At 72.3% G+C, this 21376-nt stretch carries 13 protein-coding genes; 5 read left to right on the forward strand and 8 right to left on the reverse strand.

The annotated features are described in order from the left end of the window. The first annotated feature begins 4 nt into the window (after window positions 1-4). Both WCE39_RS08900 and WCE39_RS08905 read left to right on the forward strand, forming a co-directional pair. The gene (locus WCE39_RS08900) at window positions 5-2251 is read left to right on the forward strand and encodes a TonB-dependent hemoglobin/transferrin/lactoferrin family receptor (protein WP_343276329.1); all 2247 of its coding nucleotides are present in this window, start codon (window positions 5-7) and stop codon (window positions 2249-2251) included. 5 nt (window positions 2252-2256) lie between these two features. Then, on the forward strand, window positions 2257-2799 hold the full coding sequence (locus WCE39_RS08905) for a DUF924 family protein (RefSeq protein WP_343276330.1): 543 nt from the start codon (window positions 2257-2259) through the stop codon (window positions 2797-2799). Window positions 2800-2997: 198 nt separating this feature from the next. On the opposite strand, the gene WCE39_RS08910 is transcribed toward WCE39_RS08905, so the two are convergent. The 4 genes from WCE39_RS08910 to WCE39_RS08925 all read right to left on the reverse strand — a co-directional run bounded on the left by WCE39_RS08910 (window position 2998) and on the right by WCE39_RS08925 (window position 6811). Then, window positions 2998-4347, reverse strand: coding sequence for a ferredoxin reductase family protein (locus WCE39_RS08910; protein ID WP_343276331.1), 1350 nt, complete (start codon window positions 4345-4347; stop codon window positions 2998-3000). 35 nt (window positions 4348-4382) lie between these two features. Next, on the reverse strand, window positions 4383-5555 hold the full coding sequence (locus WCE39_RS08915) for a porin (RefSeq protein WP_343276332.1): 1173 nt from the start codon (window positions 5553-5555) through the stop codon (window positions 4383-4385). A 159-nt stretch (window positions 5556-5714) separates the two neighbouring features. Further along, entirely contained in the window at window positions 5715-6629 is a 915-nt protein-coding gene (locus tag WCE39_RS08920) for a TlpA disulfide reductase family protein (protein ID WP_343276333.1), read from the reverse strand. Beyond that, on the reverse strand, window positions 6626-6811 hold the full coding sequence (locus tag WCE39_RS08925) for an oxidoreductase-like domain-containing protein (RefSeq protein ID WP_343276334.1): 186 nt from the start codon (window positions 6809-6811) through the stop codon (window positions 6626-6628). The genes WCE39_RS08920 and WCE39_RS08925 overlap by 4 nt, the downstream gene beginning before the upstream one ends. 178 nt (window positions 6812-6989) lie before the next feature. Here WCE39_RS08925 and WCE39_RS08930 point away from each other — a divergent pair, with 178 nt between their 5' ends. After that, a complete protein-coding gene (locus WCE39_RS08930) occupies window positions 6990-7940 on the forward strand; it encodes a cation diffusion facilitator family transporter (protein ID WP_343276335.1) in 951 nt (316 codons plus the stop codon). Window positions 7941-8027: 87 nt separating this feature from the next. Next, a complete protein-coding gene (locus WCE39_RS08935; protein ID WP_343276336.1) occupies window positions 8028-10967 on the forward strand; it encodes a ligand-binding sensor domain-containing diguanylate cyclase in 2940 nt (979 codons plus the stop codon). A 42-nt stretch (window positions 10968-11009) separates the two neighbouring features. Here the strand turns inward: WCE39_RS08935 and WCE39_RS08940 are convergent, their stop codons facing one another. Continuing rightward, window positions 11010-13382, reverse strand: coding sequence for a Tex family protein (locus WCE39_RS08940; protein WP_343276337.1), 2373 nt, complete (start codon window positions 13380-13382; stop codon window positions 11010-11012). A 111-nt stretch (window positions 13383-13493) separates the two neighbouring features. Then, window positions 13494-13979: a putative signal transducing protein gene (locus WCE39_RS08945; protein ID WP_343276338.1), complete on the reverse strand. Its 486-nt coding sequence runs from the start codon at window positions 13977-13979 to the stop codon at window positions 13494-13496. Window positions 13980-14006: 27 nt separating this feature from the next. Here WCE39_RS08945 and WCE39_RS08950 point away from each other — a divergent pair, with 27 nt between their 5' ends. Then, window positions 14007-15386: a sialidase family protein gene (locus tag WCE39_RS08950; protein ID WP_343276339.1), complete on the forward strand. Its 1380-nt coding sequence runs from the start codon at window positions 14007-14009 to the stop codon at window positions 15384-15386. Window positions 15387-15501: 115 nt separating this feature from the next. Here WCE39_RS08950 and WCE39_RS08955 read toward each other — a convergent pair whose 3' ends face one another. Together WCE39_RS08955 and WCE39_RS08960 are read right to left on the reverse strand one after the other, a co-directional pair. Next, on the reverse strand, window positions 15502-19428 hold the full coding sequence (locus WCE39_RS08955; protein WP_343276340.1) for a translocation/assembly module TamB domain-containing protein: 3927 nt from the start codon (window positions 19426-19428) through the stop codon (window positions 15502-15504). Next, window positions 19428-21347, reverse strand: a complete 1920-nt coding sequence (locus tag WCE39_RS08960; RefSeq protein ID WP_343276341.1) for an autotransporter assembly complex protein TamA — start codon at window positions 21345-21347, stop codon at window positions 19428-19430. Before WCE39_RS08960 ends, WCE39_RS08955 begins: the two co-directional genes overlap by 1 nt. Window positions 21348-21376 lie beyond the last annotated feature (29 nt).

Raw genomic sequence — 21376 nt, forward strand, 5'->3', positions numbered from 1 at the left:
ATTCGTGGCCAAGCCCGTGCCCCTGCTTGCGCTGACCTCCCTGCTGCTGGCATCCGCCGCAGCCGCGGCCGTCGGAGATCCCGCACCCGGCGACTCGCCAGGCGACGGCGAGCGCGTCACCACCCTGGACACCATGGTGGTGGTCTCCAGTCGCGTGGCCGAACCGATCAGCCAGGTGGTCTCGAGCGTGGCCGCTGTGGAGCGCGAAGACCTCGACCGGCGCCTGGTGCGCGATCCCGAAAGCCTGGTGCGCTACGTGCCCGGCGTGGAGGTGGTGTCGGAGGGCAACCGCTTCGGCACCCGCGGCTTCTCGATCCGCGGCCTGGACGGCAATCGGGTGCGGATCGTGGTTGACGGTATCCCCCTGGCCGACGACTACAGCATCGGCCAGTTCGCCTCGGCCGGCCGCGACCTGGTCGACATGGAGGCGGTGGAGCGGGTGGAAGTGCAGCGCGGCCCGGCGTCCACGCTGTATGGAAGCGACGCGCTGGCCGGGGTGGTCGCCTTCCGCACGCTCGATCCCGATGCGCTGCTGCAGCGCGCCGATGGCGACCGGCACCGTGGCGTTCGCATCGGCCATGACAGCGTCGACGACAGTCGCCTGCTGTCCGCCAGTTGGGCCGGCGGCCGCGCCGACGGCTGGCAGGCGATGGCGATCGCGGCGCAGCGCCGCGGGCACGAGGCCGGCAACCGCGCCTGGCGTGCGGAGGATGATCCCAATCCGCTCGACTTCGTTCGCGAAAGCGTGCTCGCCAAGCTGGTGCGCGACGCGGGCGCGGCGGGTCGCCATGTCGTCACCCTGGACGGGACCCGCGAGTCGCGCCAGACCTCGGTCAATTCGCTGCGCTTCGGCAGCGGCCGCTACGCCACCACCTACCGGCTCGACGCCGACGACCGCCAGCAGCGCCTGCGCGCGAGCATCGCCAGCGAATGGCAGCCCGGCTGGCGCTGGCTGCAGTCGCTGCAGGCGCAGCTCTACCACCAGGACACCGAAGTCCGGCAGGACAGCGACCAGTACCGGCTGCCGGATGCCGCCACGCCCTTTGAATCCCGGCGCTGGCGCCGTTTCAACTACGAAAGCAATGCCCTGGGCCTTGGCCTGCTTGGCCAGTCGCGGCACGCCGGCCGCTTCGGCAGCCACTGGCAGGTCTTCGGCATCGACGTCGCGCGCCAGGACTACCGCGGCCTGCGCGACGGCGTCGAGACCAACCTGGCCACCGGCGCGACCAGCAGCGTGATCCTTGGCGAGCCGCTGCCGGTGCGCGACTTCCCCGACTCGCGCAATACCAGCCTGGCCCTGTTCTGGCAGGACGAGATCTCCTTCGGCGAACGCTTCGCGGTGATCCCGGGGCTGCGGGCGGAGTGGAACCGCCTGCGCGCGCATCCGGATGCGATCTACCTGGAGGACTTCCCGGACAGCATGCCGGTCGACGTCGACACCGACCAGGTGACGCCGCGGCTGGCCCTGCGCTGGAGCCTGGACGGTGGCCACAGCCTGTTCGCGCAGTACGCCCGCGGCTTCCGCGCGCCGCCCTTCGGCGACGTCAACATCGGCCTGCTGCTGCCGGTGTTCAACTACGAGGTGCGCGCCAATCCGGACCTGCGCCCGGAACGCAGCGAGGGCCTGGAGCTTGGCTGGCGCTTCGTGGGCGAAGCCGCGCGCGCGAGCCTGTCGGTGTACGAGAACCGCTACCGCGACCTGATCGACTCGCGCGCCAACCTCGGGATCGACCCGGTCACGCGCGCGCTGGTGTTCCAGTCGGTCAACCGCGACCGCGCGCGCATCCGCGGCATCGAGGGCGACCTGCTGTGGAACCTGCCGTGGACCGATCAGGCGCTGCCCGGCGGCTGGCAGCTGCGCGGCGCGATGGCATGGTCGCGGGGCGACGACACCCGTCGCGATGTTCCGCTCAACAGTATCGACCCGCCGCGCGCCACGCTCGGCCTGCGCTACGAGGCATCGGGTGGGCAATGGGGCGTCGAGGGCGCGATGGTGGCCGTGCGTGGCCAGGACCGCGTCGACCACGGCGCCGGCGAACTGTTCGAGCCGCCCGGCTACGCGCGCGTCGACCTCTACGCGTGGATGGAGCCACGGCCCGGCATCCGCATCAACGCCGGCCTGCTCAACCTGGGCGACCGCCGCTACTGGAACTGGAGCGGCGTGCGCGGCCTGGCGGCCGACGAGGACAATATCGGCTTCCACACGCGGCCGGGACGCAGCGCCGCGGTGAACATTTCGCTGGACTGGTGAACACGATGGATGCAGGAGTCGGCGAGGTTGTTTCGTTCTGGGCGCGCGTGGTCGCCGAGGGCCTGTGGATGGCCAGGGATCCCGGCTTCGACCGCGACTTCCGCGAACGCTTCCTCGACCTGCACACGGAGGCGGCCGCGCGCCGCTGCGACCACTGGATCGACACCGCGGACGGCGCGCTGGCGCTGATGGTCCTGCTCGACCAGTTCCCGCGCAACGCCTTCCGCGGCACCGCGCACATGTATGCCACCGATGGACTGGCGCGCTTGCATGCGCGCGAAGCGGTGCGTCGCGGCCATATGGAGGGCGTGGAGCCTGCGTATCGCGTGTTCTTCGTGTTTCCGTCCACCCATTCCGAGGACGCCGCCGACCAGGCGTACTCGTTGGAGCTGGCTGCGCGCATCGGGCCGCGGCAGGTGGAGCGGATGCGGGGACACCACGACATCGTCCAGCGCTTCGGACGCTTCCCGCACCGCAACCGGGTCCTGGGCCGCGAGGATACCGCTGCGGAAGCCGCGTTCATCGCCGACGGCGGGTTTGCCGGCTGAGTCCGCCGGCGCCCGGTTGTTGCGGAACGCCGGCGCTGCGACGGCAAGCGGCGGCGAGCGCACGTCCAGTCAGCGCGCGTATCCGGTCCCAGGCTCGTGCACGCGGCATCCCGTCGGGCGTCTCCAGCGCAGACAATTCGTCGCGCTTCTTCGGCCCAATGGGTGCAATCGGGTGCCCGATCGGCGGCCCTCGCCGGATCAACGCATCGCGAACAGCTCCTGGTGGAACTGCTTCTCCACCGGGAACCCGTGCGCGGCCAGGTCGCGCTTGAGCGCCTCGCCAAACCCGGCGGGTCCGCAGAACCAGATGCCCGCGTCGCGCCAGTCGGGCACGGTGGCCCGCAGCCGTTCGCCGGTCAGCAGGCCATCGCGTGCGTCCACCAGGATGTGCAGTCGCACCCCGGCCTGGCGGGCGTCGGCGTTCAGTCGCTCGAACACTTCCTGGTCGGAGTCGGTGGTCGTGTGGAAGAGGTCGATCTGCCGGTCGGCCGGCGCGCCGTGCCCGCTCTGTTCGCGCGCCAGGTGCTTCATGCGGGCGACGAACGGCGTGACCCCGACGCCGCCGCCGATCCAGATCTGGCGCGCCGGTCCGTTGTCGAAGGTGAAGCAGCCATACGGCCCTTCGACCTTCACCGCCTGCCCGATGCCGAGCCGGTCGCGGAGGCCACGGGTGTGGTCGCCCAGCTCGCGGATGCCGAAGGAGATGACCGGCCGGGCCGGGTTCCAGCTGGACGTGATCGTGTAGGGATGCGCGCCCTCCGAGGCGTCCACGGTCACGAAGGCGTACTGCCCCGGCTTGTGGCCGGGCCAGTCGCGCACCCGGACCTCGACTTCAAGCGAGTGCACGTCGTCGAACCAGTGCATGGCGTCGACCTGTCCCGGCACTTTCCTGCGGGCGCCGACGCGCCGCGCCAGCACCACCAGCGCGGCCCAGGTGCCAGCGGCGAGCAGCGCCGCGACCAGCCAGCCCACCGGCGACAGCCAGTAACCCGACCGCATCAGCACGACGGTATGGAAGGCCAGCAGCAGCCAGGTGATGGCCAGCAGGCGGTGCGTCTTGTGGAACAGGCGATACGGGAAGCGCTGGATCAGCGCCAGCGCAATCAGCACCACGACGGCGTAGAAGGTCCATTCGCCAATGCTTTCTGCAAGCCCTCGCTGGTCCGACAGCCAGGCTGCGACCGGGCCGCCGGGCACGGCCCGCGGCCCGCGCGCCGGCCGCGTAAGCCAGCCCCAGCCCACCGCCCACTTCGGCCCGGTCGCCCACAGCCAGTGGAGGATGCCGGCCACCAGCGCGGCGATGCCCAGCCACTTGTGCAGGCGGTACATCTTGTCGAGACCGCCCAGCCAGGCCTGCGGCCACAGCGGACGCAGCGCCAGCACCATGCACAGGCCCATGCAGCCGATCGCGACCACGCCGGTCAGCTGCACCATCGCGCCGCGCAGCGCGAAGAAGCCGCCGGGTCGGAAGACCGTGGGCTCGGCCGCGAGCCAGGCGACCACCAGCACAACAAGCGTTCCCCACAGCGCGCGTCTCAGGTTGCGCATGTCTTGCTCCGGCGACGGTTCATGCCGCACTCCGCTCAGAATTTCCAGGTCGCGCGCACATACAGGTCGTCATCGCGACGCGGGCGGACGGCGCTCGCGGGCAGGTCGAGTTCCTCGCGTCGGCGGATGCGCGCGTCGAGCTGCCAGGCCTTGCTCGCCTGCCACACCCAGCGCGCTTCCAGCAGTTCGTCGTTGGGCCGGAAGTCGCTCGACAGCAGCCAGCCGTCGGCGACGCGGCCGTAGACGATGCCGACGTCATGGTCGGTCAGCACGTCCATGAGGCTGAAGGAGGCCTGCCAGGACAGCGCGTCGGCGTCGCCGGTGCCGGTGTTCATCGCCTGCCTGCGCGGGGTGTCGGCCGCCCAGCCGATCTCGCCGCCGAGGCGGAACTTCGTGCCGCCCTCGCCCAGCGGCCACTCGGCGGCGGCCTTGGCGGTCACCGCCAGGTAGTCCTCGAGCGCCGGGTCGGCGAGGCCGTTCGTGCGCAGCGCCGAGGGCAGCCAGGTCATGGTGACCATGCGCTGCACCACGGGGCCGATGGCGGTTTTCGATTCCGCCGCCACGAACAGGCCGGCGCGCGAGCCGCTGTCGGCGAAGTCCAGCGGGCGCCGCAGCGTGCCGGTGGGCCCGCGGTGGTCGTTGTGGCGCGCGATCACGTGCGTGGTCCAGTCGCTGCCGCGCCACTGCCACCAGACGCCGTCGGTCCAGGTGATGTCGAAGTTGGTGCTGTCGTTCTGGTCCAGCGACTTTTTCATGATGTCGTCGATGCCGAAAGCGGCCTGGAAGCGGCCCACGCGCAGGCTCCAGGGCGAATCCGCAGCCCGGTATTCGAGGTAGGCCTCGTCGATGGTCGCCTGGCCGTCCTCGAGACCCGAAGGCCCCGGGGCGTAGGTGCGCATCCAGAACTCCTCGTCGTCCTGTTCGCTGTCCAGGCGCGCGGCCACGCGGCCGCTGGCGTGCCAGCCGTTGCCGAGTTCGCCTCTCACGCGGAAGCGCGCTCGGGCGCGCACGCTGTCGGCGTCGGTGGTGGCGCCGCTGCGGGCGCGGGTTTCGGAGGCGACGTAGCCGAAGCGGACGTCGCCGCTGGTCTTCCAGGTGTCGGCGGCGTGGGCGCTGCCCGCCACCAGCGCCAGCGCGGCGATGGCGGCGAGGGACAGGCGGGGCGCGGAAACGCGCGACAGGGCGGGTGGCCCCTGGCGGATACGCATGATGGTCTCCGGGAGTGGATGCCCGGACCGGTCGCGAGCACCGGCCTCCGGCGCGTGCAAGGACTATGCGCCGGACGCCGGTGCCGGTCCTTGACCCGCATCAAGCGTGCGCTGTTGCCGGCTCTGCTTCGCGATGTGATCCGGACAGCCCCCGTCGGGCTATCCGTCCGGCTGTGCGGCCCTGCTCCCGGCCGCCACGCCGAAGCGCTTCTGCAGTGCGCTCGCCAGGCTTGCGCGCGTGAGCTCACCCATGTGGGTGTCGACCAGGCGGCCGTCGGCGTTGAAGAACAGGGTCGTCGGCAGGCCGCGGGTGTTGGTCTCCAGCATCCCCTTCGAATGCGGATCAAGCAGCAGGTGCTCGAACTCGAGGCCAGCGGCGTCCAGGTAATCGCGGACCGTGCCGCGGTCCTCGCCCTGGTTCACGAGCACGAAGGCGACGCCCGGGTAGCGCGCCTGCGCATCCTGCAGCACCGGCATCTCGCGGCGGCAGGGTGGGCACCAGGTCGCCCACAGGTTGAGCACCATGGGGCGTCCGGACAGCGCGGCGAGCGTGGTCGGCTCGCCGTCCAGCGTCGTCAGCGCGAACGCGGGCAGCGGCGGCGCCGAGCGCTGCATCATCACCAGCAGTCCGCCGAAGGCGACCCAGGCCAGCATGCCGGCGGCGATGCCGGCCAGCAGCGGCGTACGCAGCGGCATGCGCCTGCGCGTGGACCACCCCGCGAAGGCCAGCGCCGCCGCCAGCCCGGCCCACCACAGGAAGCCGCCGTCGCCGATGGCGATGATCGACCTCGGCGCGACCATGTACTCGGGCCACCACAGCAGCACGTAGCCCAGGCGTGCGGCCAGCAGGCCGATGAGCACTGCGTCGACGAACAGCGCTGCCGCAATCCGCTGCGGGCGGGCGTCTGGTGCGGCGGGTGGGCCCGCGGGCGCCGACGCGGCCGCGTGCTGAACGTCCGCCGGATCCGGCGCCTCCGGCAGCCGCCGCGCCCAGGCGCGCACGACCAGCCAGCCGGACAGGGTGGCCAGCGCGGCGATGACGGCGTGGATCGGGAACGGACCCAGGCCCGTCAAGGACAGGACTTCGGGTGGCGCTCGAGCCACTTCGCCAGCTGCTCGCGGTAGTACTGCAGCTCTTCGGCGTAGGAATCGTTGACGCAGGGATCGCAGCCGCTGTCGCAGCAGTCGCTGGGCAGGGGCGCTTCCGGAGGCGTCGGGCGCGGATCGTTGTCGACGGTGTGCAGGATCTGGCTCATTACGCACCATTGTCCCATCCACGCCGCCCGCGTTCCACGCCGTGGCTGGCGTCGACCGGAACGATGTTCAGCTTGTCAGCTGTGCCTCGTCCGGAGAGGATCGATACGGGCTGGCCATGCACTGCGCGGCCCGACGCGTCCGCGCATCACGGCAAAGGAGCACACCAGGGTGGTCGACATGGAACCTCGCGGACGCCTGCGCGTCGACACCGAGCAGGGTGTGCTGCGCCTCTCGGTGATGGTGATCCTGCTGTTCGCCTGCCTGGGCATCGCCATGGGCCTGCTGTCGGGCTCGTTCGCGATCGTCTTCGACGGCGTGTACTCGCTGATCGACGCCTGCATGACCATGGTCGGCCTGCTGGTGGCGCGCCTGATCGCCGGTTCGACCGCGGGCGGCCTGCGCAACCAGCGGCTGGTCGAGCGCTTCACCATGGGCTTCTGGCACCTGGAGCCGATCGTGCTCGGCGTCGATGCGCTGCTGCTGACCGGCGCCGCGATCTACGCGCTGATCCACGCCGTGGACGCGTTCATGACCGGCGGCCGCGAGCTGGAGTTCGGCATGGCCATGGCCTACGCGGCGGCGACCACCGCGGTGAGCTTCGCCATGTGGCTGTTCCAGCTGCGTGCGAACCGGCGCATCCGCTCCGGCTTCGTCGCGCTCGACGCCAAGGGCTGGCTGATGTCGGCGCTGCTGGCGGGCGCGCTGCTGGTGGCGTTCGCGGTCGGATGGATGGTGGAAGGCACATCGCTGCACTGGATCACGCCCTACATCGATCCGGCGGTGCTGGCGCTGGTGTGCCTGGTGATCCTGCCGATGCCGCTGGGCACCATCCGCCAGGCGCTGGCCGACATCCTGCTGGTGACGCCGCCGGACCTGAAGCAGCACGTGGACGAGGTGGCCCGGGATGTCGTCCTGCGCCACGGCTTCGTCGATTTCCGCGCCTACGTGGCGCGGGTCGGGCGCGGCCGCCAGATCGAGCTGGCGTTCATCGTCCCGCCGGGCTCGCCGGCGCGCACGGTGGAGGCCTGGGACCGGCTGCGCGAGGAGATCAGCGACGCCATCGGTGGCGACATGCCCAACCGCTGGCTGACGGTCGAGTTCACCGCCGACCCGGAGTGGGCGGAGTAGCCGGCGCGGCCGCGGGCGGCATCCCGGGGGCAGTTGTTACACTGGCGGCGAAACGTGGACAGGGGCACGTTGAACGGCATGCCAGGCATGGACGCATACAGACGCAGCGCGACAGCGTGGCTTTCGCGCGCCTTGGCCACGGCGCTGGCCTGTGCATGGCTGGCCGCGGGCCCGGCCTTGGCGCTGGACCCGGAGCTGCCGCCCGAGCGCTACACGGTCACCCGCTGGAACGCCGACGACGGCCTGCCCCATGGCCAGGTCCATGCGATCAGCCAGGACGGCGACGGCTTCCTCTGGGTCGCGACCTGGGAAGGCACGGTGCGCTTCGACGGACGCAGCTTCCGCGAGGTCGAGGGCCTGAACCACCCGGACGGCCGGCGCCTCGCGTCGCGACAGATCGTGCGCCATGGCGACGGCGTGCTGGTGTCGGTCGACCATCTCGGCCTGATGCACGTGCCCGATGGCGGCCAGGCCCGGCCGGCCTGCGCGGACGCGCCCGGACTGGAGGCTGCGCGCGTTGCGCCGGCTATCGATGGCGGCTACTGGATCGCGGCCCGCGAAGGCCTGTACCGGGTTGGCGGGGATGGCGGCTGCGAGCGTGTCGACGGCGGCGAGGCGCTGGCGGCCCTCGATGTGCTGGTGCTGCTGGCGCGCGCCGACGGGAGCCTGCTGGCCGGCAACCGCCATGGCCTCTACCGCTGGCACGCCGGTCGCCTGGAGGCGCTGGGCGAGCGCCTGGGCCTGCCGGCGGGCGAAGTCCGCGGCCTGCAGCAGGCCCGCGGCGGCGACCTGTGGATCGCGGGTGAACACGGCGTCTGGCGGCTCCGCGGCCAGCGCCTGGAGCGCCTGCGCAGCGGGGCGGCCGAAGGGCTGATGCAGGACCGCCAGGGTGCGCTGTGGGTCGCGGCCACCGACAGCACGCTGCTGCGCTACTGGCAGGGCGAGTGGCGGCAGCTGGACCGGCGCCACGGCATCGAGGGTTTCGCTTCGGGCGCGCTGTTCGAAGGTCGCGACGGGCTGGTCTGGATGGGCACCACGCACGGCCTGTTCCGCATCGGCGATGGCCCGGTCTGGGGCCTGGGCAAGGAGCAGGGCCTGCGCAACGACTTCGTGCGCAGCCTGGTGGAGACGGCCGACGGCCAGGTCTGGGTGGGGCATTCGGGCGGATTGAGCCGCCTGCGCGACGGGCGCATCGAGGTGCTGCTGCCGCGGCCGGGCCTGCCATCGGCCTCGGTGCTGTCGCTGGCGCAGGCGTCTGACGGCGGGGTCTGGGCGGGCACATACAACCGCGGCGTGATGCACGTCGCGGCGGATGCGCAGGCGCCGGTCCGGCCCGTGGCAGGGGAGGGCAGCCTGCTCGCCACCGAGCAGGTCCGCGCCGTGCTGGAGGAGCCCGACGGCACGCTCTGGGTCGGCACCGAGCGCGGACTCGCCGCCTGGCGCGACGGACAGACGCAGGAGCGGCCTTTCCCCTCGCTGCCGGCGCTGCCGGTGCGCGCGCTGCATCACACCGACGACGGCACGCTGTGGATCGGCTTCCTTGGCGGGCTGGCCCGTCGCGGGAGCGATGGCCGCCTGGTGGTGCTGGAGCCGGAGGTCGACTTCCCGGCCCTGTCCGCCTTCGATTTCCTGTCCGATCCCGACGGCACGCTCTGGATTGCCAGCGACCGCGGCGTGCTGCGCCATCGCGACGGCGTGTTCAGCCTCTATGGCCGGCGGCAGGGACTGTCGGGCAGCGCGCTGTTCCGGATCCTGCCCGACGACTTCGGCAACCTGTGGGTCAGCAGCAACGAGGGCGTGACCCGGATCCCGCGCCGTGCATTCGACGAGGTCGACCGCGGCAAAGTGGTGCAACTCGACATGCAGTCCTTCACCCGCGACGACGGCATGCCCAGCCGCCAGTCGAACGGTGGCAGCTCACCCGCCGGCTGGCGCATGGCCAACGGCGAACTCTGGATGCCGACCGCCGCCGGGATCGCGGTCTTCGATCCGGCCCGGGTCATGGCCGGGGCCGCCGGCAACGTCTCGCTGGTGATCGACCGGGTCCTGGTCGACGGCGCTCCGGCGACGGACGTTCCGCCCGGCGGGCGCGTGCTGATCCAGTACACCGGCGTCAGCCAGCGCAGCCCGAACAGCCTGCGCTACCGCTACCGGATGCAGGGCGTCGACGCCGACTGGATCGAGGCCGGCTCGGCCGGCGAAGTGGCCTACACCCACCTTCCGGCCGGCTCGCTGCGCTTCGAAGTCCAGGTGGCGCGGGCACCGGCGGACTGGTCGCGCCCGGCCAACCGGGCGCAGGTCGAGCTGCGGGTCGCCGCGCCGTGGTGGGCGCGCACGCCGGTGCGCCTGCTGGGCGCGTGCCTGCTGGCGCTGTTGCTGGCGGGCCTGCACGCCTGGCTGGGTCGCCACCAGCGCGGGCGCCAGCGGCGGCTGGAGTCGAAGGTCGCGCAGCGGACCGAGGAGCTTCGCGAGAAGAACGCCGAACTGGAACAGGCATCGCGCGAGCGCGAACAGCTGATGGAGCAGCTCGCCCACCAGGCACACCACGATGCCCTGACCGGCCTGCCCAACCGCCGCGCCTGCGACCTGTGCCTGGAGTCCGCGGTGGCGCGCGCCGAGGCCACCGGCAGCCCGCTGTGCGTGGCGCTGCTCGATGTCGACCGCTTCAAGGCCATCAACGACCGCCACGGGCACCAGGCCGGCGACCAGGTCCTGGCGCACGTGGGCGCGCGCCTGCTCGACTCGCTGCGGGATCCGTCCGTGTTCGTGGGGCGGACCGGTGGCGAGGAGTTCCTGGTGGTGCTCCACGACATGACCCTGGACGCTGGCCGGTCCCGGGTGGAGCAGGTGCGCATGGACATCGCCGCGCTGCGGATCGCATCGCTCGGCGACGACCTGGTGTGCACCATCAGCGCGGGCCTGGTGGAGCGCGCCGCGGGCGAGCAGCCGGACGACCTGCTGCGGCGTGCCGACGAGCGCCTGTACGAAGCCAAGCGCAGCGGCCGGGACCGCGTCGTCGCGGCCTGAGGCGGGCCGCATGCCCCGCTGGGCGGGGCACGGGCGCGTGGTTCAGCTGCGCTTGGCGCGGGCGAAGGCGTCGGCCAGGGCGTTGTTGGCCGGTGCCGCGGCGGTGCGTGCGGGGGTGCCGCCGCCGCGGGCCGCCGGGCCGCCGCGGTGGTTGCCGCCACCGCCACGGTTGCCGCGCGGGCCATCATCGCGGCGCGCATCCGGCCGCGCATCCCGCGGCGCCGGGGTGTCGTCCAGGCGCCGGGTCAGCGCGATGCGCTTGCGCGCCACGTCGACCTCCAGCACCTTCACCTTGACGATGTCGCCGGCCTTCACCACCTCGCGCGGATCCTTCACGTAGCGGTCCGACAGCGCGGAGATGTGGACCAGGCCGTCCTGGTGCACGCCGATGTCGACGAAGGCGCCGAAGGCGGCGACGTTCGACACCACGCCTTCCAGGATCATGCCTTCGCGCAGGTCCTTGATGTCCTCGACGCCGTCGGCGAACACCGCCGCCTTGAACTCGGGTCGCGGGTCGCGGCCGGGCTTTTCAAGCTCGGCGAGGATGTCGCGCACGGTCGGTTCGCCGAAGCGCTCGTCGGTGAACTCGCGCGCCTTGAGCGTGCGCACGAAACCGGCGTCGCCCACCAGCGCGTGGATCGGCCGGCCGGTCGCGGCCACGATGCGTTCGACCACCGGATAGGCCTCGGGGTGCACGGCGGAGCCGTCCAGCGGCTCGTCGCCGTCGGCGATGCGCAGGAAGCCGGCGCACTGTTCGAAGGTCTTGTCGCCCAGGCGCGGCACCTTCAGCAGGTCCTTGCGGCGCTTGAAGGGGCCGTTGGCATCACGGTGGGAGACGATGTTCGCTGCCACCGTCGACGACAGCCCGGACACGCGCGCCAGCAGCGCGCTCGATGCGGTGTTCACATGCACGCCGACCGCGTTCACGCAGTCCTCGACGCGGGCGTCGAGCGCGCGCGCGAGGCGGTACTGGTCGACGTCGTGCTGGTACTGGCCGACGCCGATCGCCTTGGGTTCGATCTTGACCAGTTCGGCCAGCGGGTCCTGCAGGCGGCGCGCGATCGACACCGCGCCGCGGATCGACACGTCGAGGCCGGGGAACTCTTTCGCGGCAAGCTCCGACGCCGAATACACCGAGGCGCCGGCCTCGCTGACCACGATCTTCTGCAGCTTCAGTTCGGGCGCGGCCTTCATGACGTCGGCGGCGAGGCGGTCGGTCTCGCGCGACGCAGTGCCGTTGCCGATCGCCACCAGCTGCACGCCGTGTTCGGCGCACAGCCTGCGCAGCGTGTGCACCGACTGGTCCCACTGTTTGCGTGGCTCGTGCGGATAGATCGTGTCGGTCGCGACCAGCTTGCCGGTCGCATCCACCACCGCGACCTTGCAGCCGGTGCGGATGCCCGGGTCGATGCCGAGCACCACTTTCGGGCCGGCGGGCGCGGCCAGCATCAGGTCCTTGAGGTTGTCGCCGAACACGGTGATGGCCTCGGCTTCGGCCTTCTCGCGCGCCTGCGCGAACAGGTCCAGCATCAGGTGCAGCTGCAGCTTCGCGCGCCAGGCCAGGCGGCAGGCGCCGAGCAGCCAGGCGTCGGCGGCGCGGCCGCCGGCGCGGATGCCGGCCTGCAGGGCGACGCGGCCCTCGGCATAGGCGTTGCCGGCGTCGAGGTCGGCGCCCGGGTCGAGCTCGAGCTGCAGGAACTCCTCGCGGCGGCCGCGGAACAGCGCCAGCAGGCGGTGCGAGGGGATCTTCGACAGCGGCTCGGCGTGGTCGAAGTAGTCGCGGAACTTCTCGCCCGCGGCTTCCTTGCCGTCGGCTACCTTCGAACGGATCACGCCGCAGCCTGCCAGCCACTCGCGAAGTTCGCCGACCAGGCTCGCGTCCTCGCCCCAGCGCTCGAGCAGGATCGCGCGTGCGCCTTCAAGCGCTGCCTTCGCGTCGGCCACGCCTTTTTCGGCGTCGACGAACGACTGCGCAAATTCTTCCGGTACCTGCATCGGATCAGCCAGCAGGCCGTCGGCCAGCGGCTCCAGCCCGGCCTCGCGTGCGATCTGGGCGCGGGTGCGGCGCTTCTGCTTGTAGGGCAGGTACAGGTCTTCCAGGCGCGCCTTGCTGTCGGCGGCGTCGATGTCGGCGCGCAGCCCGTCGGTCAGCTTGCCCTGCTCGTCGATGCTGGCCAGGATCGACGCGCGCCGGTCCTCGAGTTCGCGCAGGTAAGCCAGGCGCGTTTCAAGATCGCGCAGCTGGGTGTCGTCCAGGCCCTCGGTGACTTCCTTGCGGTAGCGCGCGATGAAGGGCACGGTCGCGCCTTCGTCGAGCAGGCCGACGGCGGCCTCCACCTGGGTCTGCCGGGCGCCGATTTCGTCGGCGATGGTCCGGGCGATCTTGCGCGCGAGCGCGGTCTTGGGGTCAGCCATCAGTGGTCTTGCATCGGGCGGCGCGAGCCGCGGAGCCGTCGATTGTGGCCCCGCATCGCGATGCGCGGAACCCGTTGACAGCGCGCCGCGCGCGGGTCAGGCGCGCTGCGCTCACACGCGGCGGGTTGCCGCTCCCAGGTCACGCCGGCGCCGCCAGGGCAGCGGCAGGCCGAGCAGCATCAGCGCCGCCCAGGCGATGCGGCTGGAGAGGCTCTCGCGGTCGGGTGGCTGCAGCGCGCCGGCTTCGCGCCGGGAGTCACGCGAGCTGCGGTCTCCGCTGCCGCCCATACCGCCCGCGACAGACACGTCCTGCAGGCCGTGCGCGCGGTGAATACTGTCTTCGTCGCCTTCGTCGAAAAACGCATCTTCGTCCAGCGCGTATTCACCGGCGTCCAGCGCCGCCAGCACGCGGCGCGCATGGATGGCCTGCGCGTCGGGCACGCGCAGCCGCATGCCGCCGATGGCCAGCCGCCATTCCCAGTTGGCGATCGCGGTGCCGGTATCGTCCAGGCGCGCGGGAATGCCCTCGGCCTGCAGCAGGCCGGCCGCGAGCTGGGCTTCGATCGGGTCGGTATAGGCGGCGACGGTGGTGAACATGGTCGATCCCTACGGTACGCTGCCGGCATGCGCATCGCCATGATCACCCTTGCCGTGCTGGGCCTTGTTGCCGGGTGCGGCAGCGAGGCACCGGCACCCGTCCCGGCGGCGTCCACTGCCGCGGTCGATCCCGCCGCTGCGCGCGTGGTCGAAGAATGGCCGCTGCCGGCGATGCTGCCCGGTTCGGCGCTTCCCGACCTGACCGCCGTCGACGGCGGGAAGCTGCTGCTGGCCTGGACCAATTCGCAGCCCGGGCGCCGCCACATCCTGCAGTTCTCCAGCTACGACCTCGCAGGCGCGCGCTGGGAGTCGGCACCAGTGACGATCGCGGTCGGCAACAGCATGTTCGTCAACTGGGCCGACACGCCGCACATCATGGCCACGCCCAACGGCGCGCTCTGGGCGCACTGGCTGCAGAAGAACGGCGACGCGCCCTATGCCTATGACGTCAGGCTGAGCACCTCGCTCGATGGCGGCCGCAGCTGGAGCGAGCCGGTGAGTCCGCACGATGACGGCACGCAGACCGAACACGGCTTCGTCTCGATGTGGCCGCAGGGACAGGGCACGCTCGGGATCGCGTGGCTGGACGGGCGCAACACTGCCGGCAACGGGCACGCGGACCACGGCGAAGCGGACGCAGCGGGCGACGCGGGCGACGCGGCAGCCGGTGCGACGACGGGCGCGGCAACGAATGCCGCCAGCGCCGCCGTTGCGGACCCGGCTGCGATGACCCTGCGCGCCGCAAGCTTCGACGGCCACCTTCGCCGGGCCGCCGACGTCGAGATCGACGCCAGCGTCTGCGACTGCTGCCAGACCAGCGCCGCGGTCACCGCGCGCGGTCCGCTGCTGGTCTATCGCGGCCGCGCCCAGGGTGAAGTGCGCGACATCCTGGCCACGCGCCTGGACGGCGAGGCCTGGACCACGCCCAAGGCCGTGCACGCCGACAACTGGGTGATGCCGGCCTGCCCGGTCAACGGCCCTGCGGTGGCGGCCGACGGTGACGCGGCCGTGGTCGCCTGGTACACGGCCGCCGATGGCGACGTGCCCGAGGTACGCATCGCGTACAGCGGTGATGCCGGTGAGAGTTTCGCTGCACCGGTCACGCTTGATCGCGGCGAAGCGGTGCAGGGGCGTGTCGCGATCGCGCTCGGCGATGGCCAGGCCTGGGTGCTGTGGCTGCGGGAAGAAAACGGTGGCCAGTCGCTGTGGCTGTCGCGGCGCTCGCCGGACCTGGTCACGGAGTTCGAACGCATCGGCGTCGCCCACCTCACCGGCCGCGGCCGCGGCACCGGCTTCCCGCAGCTGGCGGTGGCCGGCGGCAACGCGCACGTGGTCTGGACGGATGTCCACGACGGCGTGCCCGGCCTGCGCGGCGCGCGGATCGTGCCGGCGTCGGCCGGGCAGTGAGCGCCGCTGCCAGCTGATTCCGGCGGTCGCCAATCGCGATTTTTTGGGAGCGGCTTCGCAGCTATAGCTGCTCCCACAATGGCTTCACGGCTGCAGCCGCTCCAGCGAAAGCCGGCTAGCGTTCGTGGCGGTAGTTGACCGAGCCGCGGCTTTCCAGGGTGCTGGATTCGACTTCAACGTCGAAGCCCTTGCGCAGCAGGTACTTCAGCGTCAGCACCTGGCCGGTGCCCAGCAGGGACACGCCGAAGCCGACGTAGAGCCGCGGTGACAGCTGCTTGCCGATGCCGAGCACGCTGCCGCCGAGCGCGCGCGACTCCATCACGCCGGCGTCGTCGAGGCCGATCTGCTTGCCCAGCTGCCCGGCCAGCAGGCTGCCGCCGGCGTTGAGCGCCGCGGATGCGGCATCGAGGTCGCTGGCCTGGCGGCCGCTCAGGCTCGACAGTGGACGTCCCAGCGCGAGCAGGGCCAGGGCTTCCGACTCGTCGCTGGCGGGATCGGTCCAGACCCGGGCGCGCGGCGACGATGCGCGGCCGTCGACGTTGATGCCGGCGGTCACGTCCCCGACCTTGCGCTCGGCGCGGATGTCGAGCACCGGGTCGGAGACCGGCGTGTTCGACCACACCAGGCGGCCGCGGGTGATCGCGAGCTCCTGGCCATAGGCTTCGTAGCGGCCGCCGACCTCGAGCATGCCCTGGCCCGTCATCTCACGACCGGCGCGCGAGAGCACGCGCAGTTCGCCGGTCAGCTCGCCCTGCAGGCCAAAGCCGTTCAGGTGCACGTCGTCGCCCATCGCCAGCGTCAGGTCGAGCTCCATCGGCAGTGCCGGGCCGTCTTCGGGATCCACCGGATCCAGCACCACCACGTCCGGCGAGGCCGAGACGCCGTCGCTCAGGCGCTCCAGGTCCATGCGCGCGCTCGGCACCAGCACCCGTCCGCTGACCTGCAGCGGCCGGCCGGCGGCATAGCGCACCTCGATGTCAGGGCTGGCGACCGCGCGCAGGTCGCGGGTGTCGGACAGCAGCACGTTGTCGCCGCGCACCCGCAGCAGCAACGGCGAGCCCTCCGTCTGCCAGCCGAGGCTGCCGTCGATCGCCAATCGCCCTTCGCCGCCGGTGCCAAGCGTGCCGCTGATGCGCGCACTGCCGTCGGGCAGGGCCTCCAGCCGCGCCTGGCCGTCCACGATCGCGATGGCAAGCGACGGGATCTCGGCGCTGAAGCCGGTCAGGGCCGCGCTGCCGCCAAGCCGCGGCTCGGCGCGGGTGCCGGCCAGGCTGACGTCGGCGTCCAGGCGTCCCTCGGGCGAGACGATGTCGGGCGAAAACAGCTCAAGCCAGGTCAGCTCGCTGGTGGCGGCGGTGATATTGCCTTCCAGCGGCGCATAGGCGTCCCAGCCGGTGCGTAGCTGCGCGTCGATGCGGCCGTTGCCGTTGAAGCCCAGCCCGAGCGTTGCCGCGATGCGGTTGGCATCGAATTCGGCGTCGAGCGCCAGGCCACTGTAGGACAGCACGTCGCGGCGCGAGCGCGCGCTGGTGCGCAGGGCGCCGCCGGTCGAGGCGACGTTGAAGTGGCCCTGCCAGGCGTTTCCGGCCGGGCGCAGGCGGCCGTCGATGTCGATCAGGCCTTCCAGGAACCACGGACGGCCGCTGTCCTGCTTCGGCAGGTACGGTGCGACGAGCGCAAGCGGCAGCTGTTCGCCGTCGATCGACAGCCCTTGCCGCGGCCAGTCGGCGCTGGCGCAAAGGTGGCCCCCGACCTCCGGCGCCAGGCAGGCCGGCGACAGCGTCCAGCGTCCGCCGGAGGCCTGCGCGAAGGCGGCCGCGGACTGCAGGCGCCAGGCGGCGCCGAGCGAAGGCGCGACCTGGAGCGCGTCGAGCGCGCCGCGCCAGAGGCCGTTGCCGCCGCGGCGTGCGCCGCCCGACAGCGTCGCGTGGCCGATGTCGCCGCGGGCCTCGGCGTCGAGCTGCAGGTCCTCCACGGCGCCGCGCGCGCGCAGCGCCAGCGTGTCCAGCGCCAGGCCGGCCTGCACGCCGCGGGCTTCCAGCGCAAGCTCTCCACCGCCGCTGCGCCAGGGCAGGCGGCCGCGCAGCGTCAGGCTGTCGGCGCTGTAGTCGCCGTAGCGCAGCCCGCTGCCGTCGAGGTCGGCTTGCAGGTCGGGAGTGTCGCGTGCGCCGGCGACGGTGAGCGTGCCCTCGATGCGGCCCGCGGTGCCGGGCAGCAGGTCGTCGAGCTGCAGTGGCGCCAGCGAAGCTTCGATGTCCAGCTGCTGGTCGATGTGGCCACGGGCGTCGATCCGGCTGCCTCCGACGCTGAGCGCGGCCTCGCCCTCGTAGGCCGCCGGCGCGGTGCTGCCGGTGGCGGCGCCGTGCATGGCGACGCTGGCGCTGCCGGAGAGCCGGCGTCCGCGCAGCTGGCCGCCAAGGTCGTTGGCATCGACGGTGAGCTCGAGGCCGCCGTCGTCGCGCGTACTGCCGGTGGATGAAATGCGGCCGTCGATCGCGCCGCTGAAATCGGGGGCGAAGTAGCCGGGGTCGAAGCCGGCGAGTTCGGCATCGATCGACCAGCCCGGCGCCGGCGCCCAGGCCACGTGCCCGCTGCCGTCCAGGCTGCCGCCGGGCGTGCGCGCGACCAGGCTGCGCAGGTCCAGGCGCGACTGGTCGCCGAGGCCACGCAGCTCGACCTCGGCGGCTTCGCCATCGCGGGTGAGCGTGGCCTGGCCGACCACGGCCCAGGCCTCGGCGGTGCCGGCCAGGCCGATATCGGCGTCGGCGTGCACGGTCGCGGCGGGATCGGCGGCGGTACCGTCCGCGGGCGTCGGTGCCCAGGCCAGGCCGCGCGCAAGCACCGCGTAGCGGACGCTGGCGGCCTGCGGATCGGCGAAGTCGCCGCGGCCGGTGACGGTGATGCGGCCGCCGAGCACGTCGACCACCAGCGGATCGAACTCCAGCACCTGTTCGTCGAGGATGGCCAGCGAGGGCTGCAGGGTGGCGCGGAATTCGCCGTACGCGATGTCGCCCTGCAGCTCGGCGCGGCCGCCGGTGCCGCGGCCGTCGAGGTCGAAGGCCAGCGGCGTGCCGGGCTCGCCGAAGCCGGCCAGCAGCGCGGGATCGAGCGCTTCGCTGGCGGCGGTGAACGTCCAGCGCGGCGCGTCCTCGCCGCCGCGCAGGCCCAGGCGCGCGCGCACCGGCGCCGGCGCATGCCCGGACAGTGCCACGTCGAGCGCGGCCACGTTGCCGCGTGCCACCAGGCCCAGGCGCGGCCGCGTGCTGCCCGCGGGCGCCGGCAGCACCGCCGAGGCGGTGAGGTCCATGCGGTAGTCGTCGCCGGGCGCGTACTCGCCGCCGGCCCTGAACACGCCGCGGTCGCTGTCGACAACGATGTCCTGCAGGCGCAGCAGCCCGCTGCGTGCCTCCATGCCGCCGCGGACGCTGGCGATGTCGATCATCGGCTCGCCGCCGCGCAGCACGCGGAAACCGTCGATCTCGATGGCGTCGGCCTGCAGGCCGAGCGGTGGTTCGACCTGCGGCAGCACCTCGGGCCAGCGCGGCAGCGAGAACGGTTCGCCGTCGTCGGACGGCGGCAGCTCCAGCACCGCGCCCTCGACCTCGGCCGCGTCCAGGCGCAGCACGCGGCCGAGCAGCGGTCGCAGCGCCGGGTCGATGGTGACCCGCCTGGCGCTGAAGCGAAGCGCGTTGGGCGCCGCGCACTGGCCGTAGGGCACCGGCGTGTCGTCGACTTCGGGGCAGACCAGCTGCTGGAAGGCGACGTCGTGCAGCGTCAGCGGCCCGGACGCCGGGCCTTCGGCATCGCGCCATTCCAGCGTGGTCCCGGCGGGCAGGCGCGACACCACCTGTGACAGCAGGAAGTCGCGGCCGCCAAGCGTCGACAGCAGCCACCACGCCACCACCAGCACCAGCGCCACCAGCGCCGCGATGCCGATGCCGCTGCGGACCGCCAGCGCGCGCATGCGTGCCTTGCGCCGCGCGCGCAGATCCGCGATCCGCGCCTCGCGCTCTTCGGGGGTTGGGTCGGGCGTGCCGGCCATTACAGGCTGGTCCCGATGTTGAGATGCAGGGTGAAGGGTGAATCCGGATCGTCCAGTCCGCGGGCGATATCCAGCCGCAGCGGGCCGACCGGGGTCTGCCAGCGCAGGCCGACGCCGACGCCGGTGCGCAGGTCGGGCGAGCCGTCGTAGGCGCTGCCGGTGTCGACGAAGGCGCCGATGCCCCAGGGCCCGCCGCGGAAGTAGTGTTCGTACTCGGCGCTGGCGGTGAACACATGGCGCGCGCCCAGTGCGAAGCTGTCGTCGTCGTCGTCGACCACGCGCGGGCCGACCTCGCGCCATTCGTAGCCGCGAATGCTGCCGTCGCCACCGGCGTAGAAACGCAGGCTCGGCGGCATGCCGACCAGGGCGCTGGTCTCGGTGCGGCCGTACTCGCCGCGCAGGATCAGGCGGTCGCTGTCGCCGATGCCCAGATACCAGTGCGCGCGCGCATGGAACTGGGCGAAGCTGGCCTCGGAGCCCGCGCCTTCCACGCCGCCGCGCAGCAGCAGGCTGCCGCTGTAGCCGCCGCGTGGGAACAGCGCGTCGTCGAGATCGACGTAGGTCGCGCGCAGCGATGGATAGGTGAACGTCGCGTACCGGTACACCGGTGGCGTCGTCGGGTCGGTGTCGGCTTCGTACTCGTAGGCCCAGCGCTCGCGCAGCGCGTGCACCGAGGCCACCAGGTTGAGCTCGCGGCTGTACTGGCCGCTGCGGCTGGCGACGAACTCGATGCGCCGGGTGTCGATGTAGTCGGTCTGCTCGTCGGCGGCCTGCAGACTGGCGGTGTACCAGCCGTCCAGCCAGCGGAAGGCGGGAATGCGGTACTGCAGGGTCAGGGTCTTGCGGTTCTGGGCATAGTCCACCTGCCACAGCGCCTTGTGCCCGCGGCGGTTGACGTAGCGGCGCTCCTGCCCGAGGCGCACGCCGGCGCCGCTGTCGGTGCCGTAGCTCAGGCCGGCGGTGTAGACGTCACGCTTGGCGGGTGTCAGGACCACGTCCACCGGCACCCGGCCGTCCTCGGCCTCCCCGGGGCGCGGGGTGATGTCGACGCGGCTGAAATAGTCGAGCGAATTGAGCGAGGTGCGCAGGCGGTCAAGCCGGCCCTGGTGGTAGTACTGGCCTTCTTCCCAGTACACCAGGCGTTCGAGCAGGCTGGTGTCGACGACCTCGTGCGGCGTCTGGGTAAAGCGGGTCGCGCCCATGTCGTAGCGGTCGCCGCTGGTCCAGACCAGCTCGATGTCGGCGGCCTCCTCGGCGCGGGTGACCGCGACCCGGCGCGCGGAGAAGTCGGCGTCGAAATAGCCGCGCTCGGACAGGCGGCGGCTGATCCGCGCCTTGCTGGCCTCGTAGGTGGGATGGTGCAGCACCGAGCCTTCGCGCGGGAGGAAGTCGTCGACCTCCTCGCTGAGGTAGGGATCGTCGTGGCCGTCGCCGATGATGGCGATGTCGGCGCGGCGCACGCGCACGGGGTCGCCGGGTTCGACCGTGATCACCACTGAAACCGGCGCCTGCGCCTGCGCGTCGTCGCGCGCGCGCCCGGGCGCCCGGTCGGCCTCGCGGACCACGGCCGCGGTCGCGGCCGCGGTATCGGCCGCGTCCTGGCCCTCGGTCGCAGCGGTGTCCAGCACCACCCGGCGCTCGCCGTTGCGCACGCGCTCGACCACGATCCGCGGCGAGTAGTAGCCGAAGGGTTCCAGCGCCTCGCGGGTCTCGTCACCCGCGGCGCGAAGCATGTAGCCCAGGCGGCGCCAGCCCAGTTCATCGCCGATGGCATCGACCAGCGACAGCGACGTGCGGACGTTTTCTTCCATCTCGTCGTCGAGGCCCTTGACCTCGACCGAGGAGACGCTGACGGCATGCGCGCCGCCGGTGGCTGCGAGCAGAAGGGCGGCGAGGAGTGCGCGGCGGGGCGGATGCATCGATGAAGGATACCGGGGGCGTGTCGAGG

It is taken from the genome of Luteimonas yanweni (genome assembly GCF_039548475.1).
Lineage (GTDB): Bacteria > Pseudomonadota > Gammaproteobacteria > Xanthomonadales > Xanthomonadaceae > Luteimonas.

Coding starts and splice junctions, on each gene's coding strand:
- WCE39_RS08945 (WP_343276338.1), bottom strand. CDS start 13,979: ATGTTCACCACCGTCGCCGCCTATACCGACCCGATCGAAGCCCAGCTC.
- WCE39_RS08910 (WP_343276331.1), bottom strand. CDS start 4,347: ATGCGCAACCTGAGACGCGCGCTGTGGGGAACGCTTGTTGTGCTGGTG.
- WCE39_RS08905 (WP_343276330.1), top strand. CDS start 2,257: ATGGATGCAGGAGTCGGCGAGGTTGTTTCGTTCTGGGCGCGCGTGGTC.
- WCE39_RS08950 (WP_343276339.1), top strand. CDS start 14,007: ATGCGCATCGCCATGATCACCCTTGCCGTGCTGGGCCTTGTTGCCGGG.
- WCE39_RS08915 (WP_343276332.1), bottom strand. CDS start 5,555: ATGCGTATCCGCCAGGGGCCACCCGCCCTGTCGCGCGTTTCCGCGCCC.
- WCE39_RS08955 (WP_343276340.1), bottom strand. CDS start 19,428: ATGGCCGGCACGCCCGACCCAACCCCCGAAGAGCGCGAGGCGCGGATC.
- WCE39_RS08960 (WP_343276341.1), bottom strand. CDS start 21,347: ATGCATCCGCCCCGCCGCGCACTCCTCGCCGCCCTTCTGCTCGCAGCC.
- WCE39_RS08935 (WP_343276336.1), top strand. CDS start 8,028: ATGGACGCATACAGACGCAGCGCGACAGCGTGGCTTTCGCGCGCCTTG.
- WCE39_RS08925 (WP_343276334.1), bottom strand. CDS start 6,811: ATGAGCCAGATCCTGCACACCGTCGACAACGATCCGCGCCCGACGCCT.
- WCE39_RS08930 (WP_343276335.1), top strand. CDS start 6,990: ATGGAACCTCGCGGACGCCTGCGCGTCGACACCGAGCAGGGTGTGCTG.
- WCE39_RS08940 (WP_343276337.1), bottom strand. CDS start 13,382: ATGGCTGACCCCAAGACCGCGCTCGCGCGCAAGATCGCCCGGACCATC.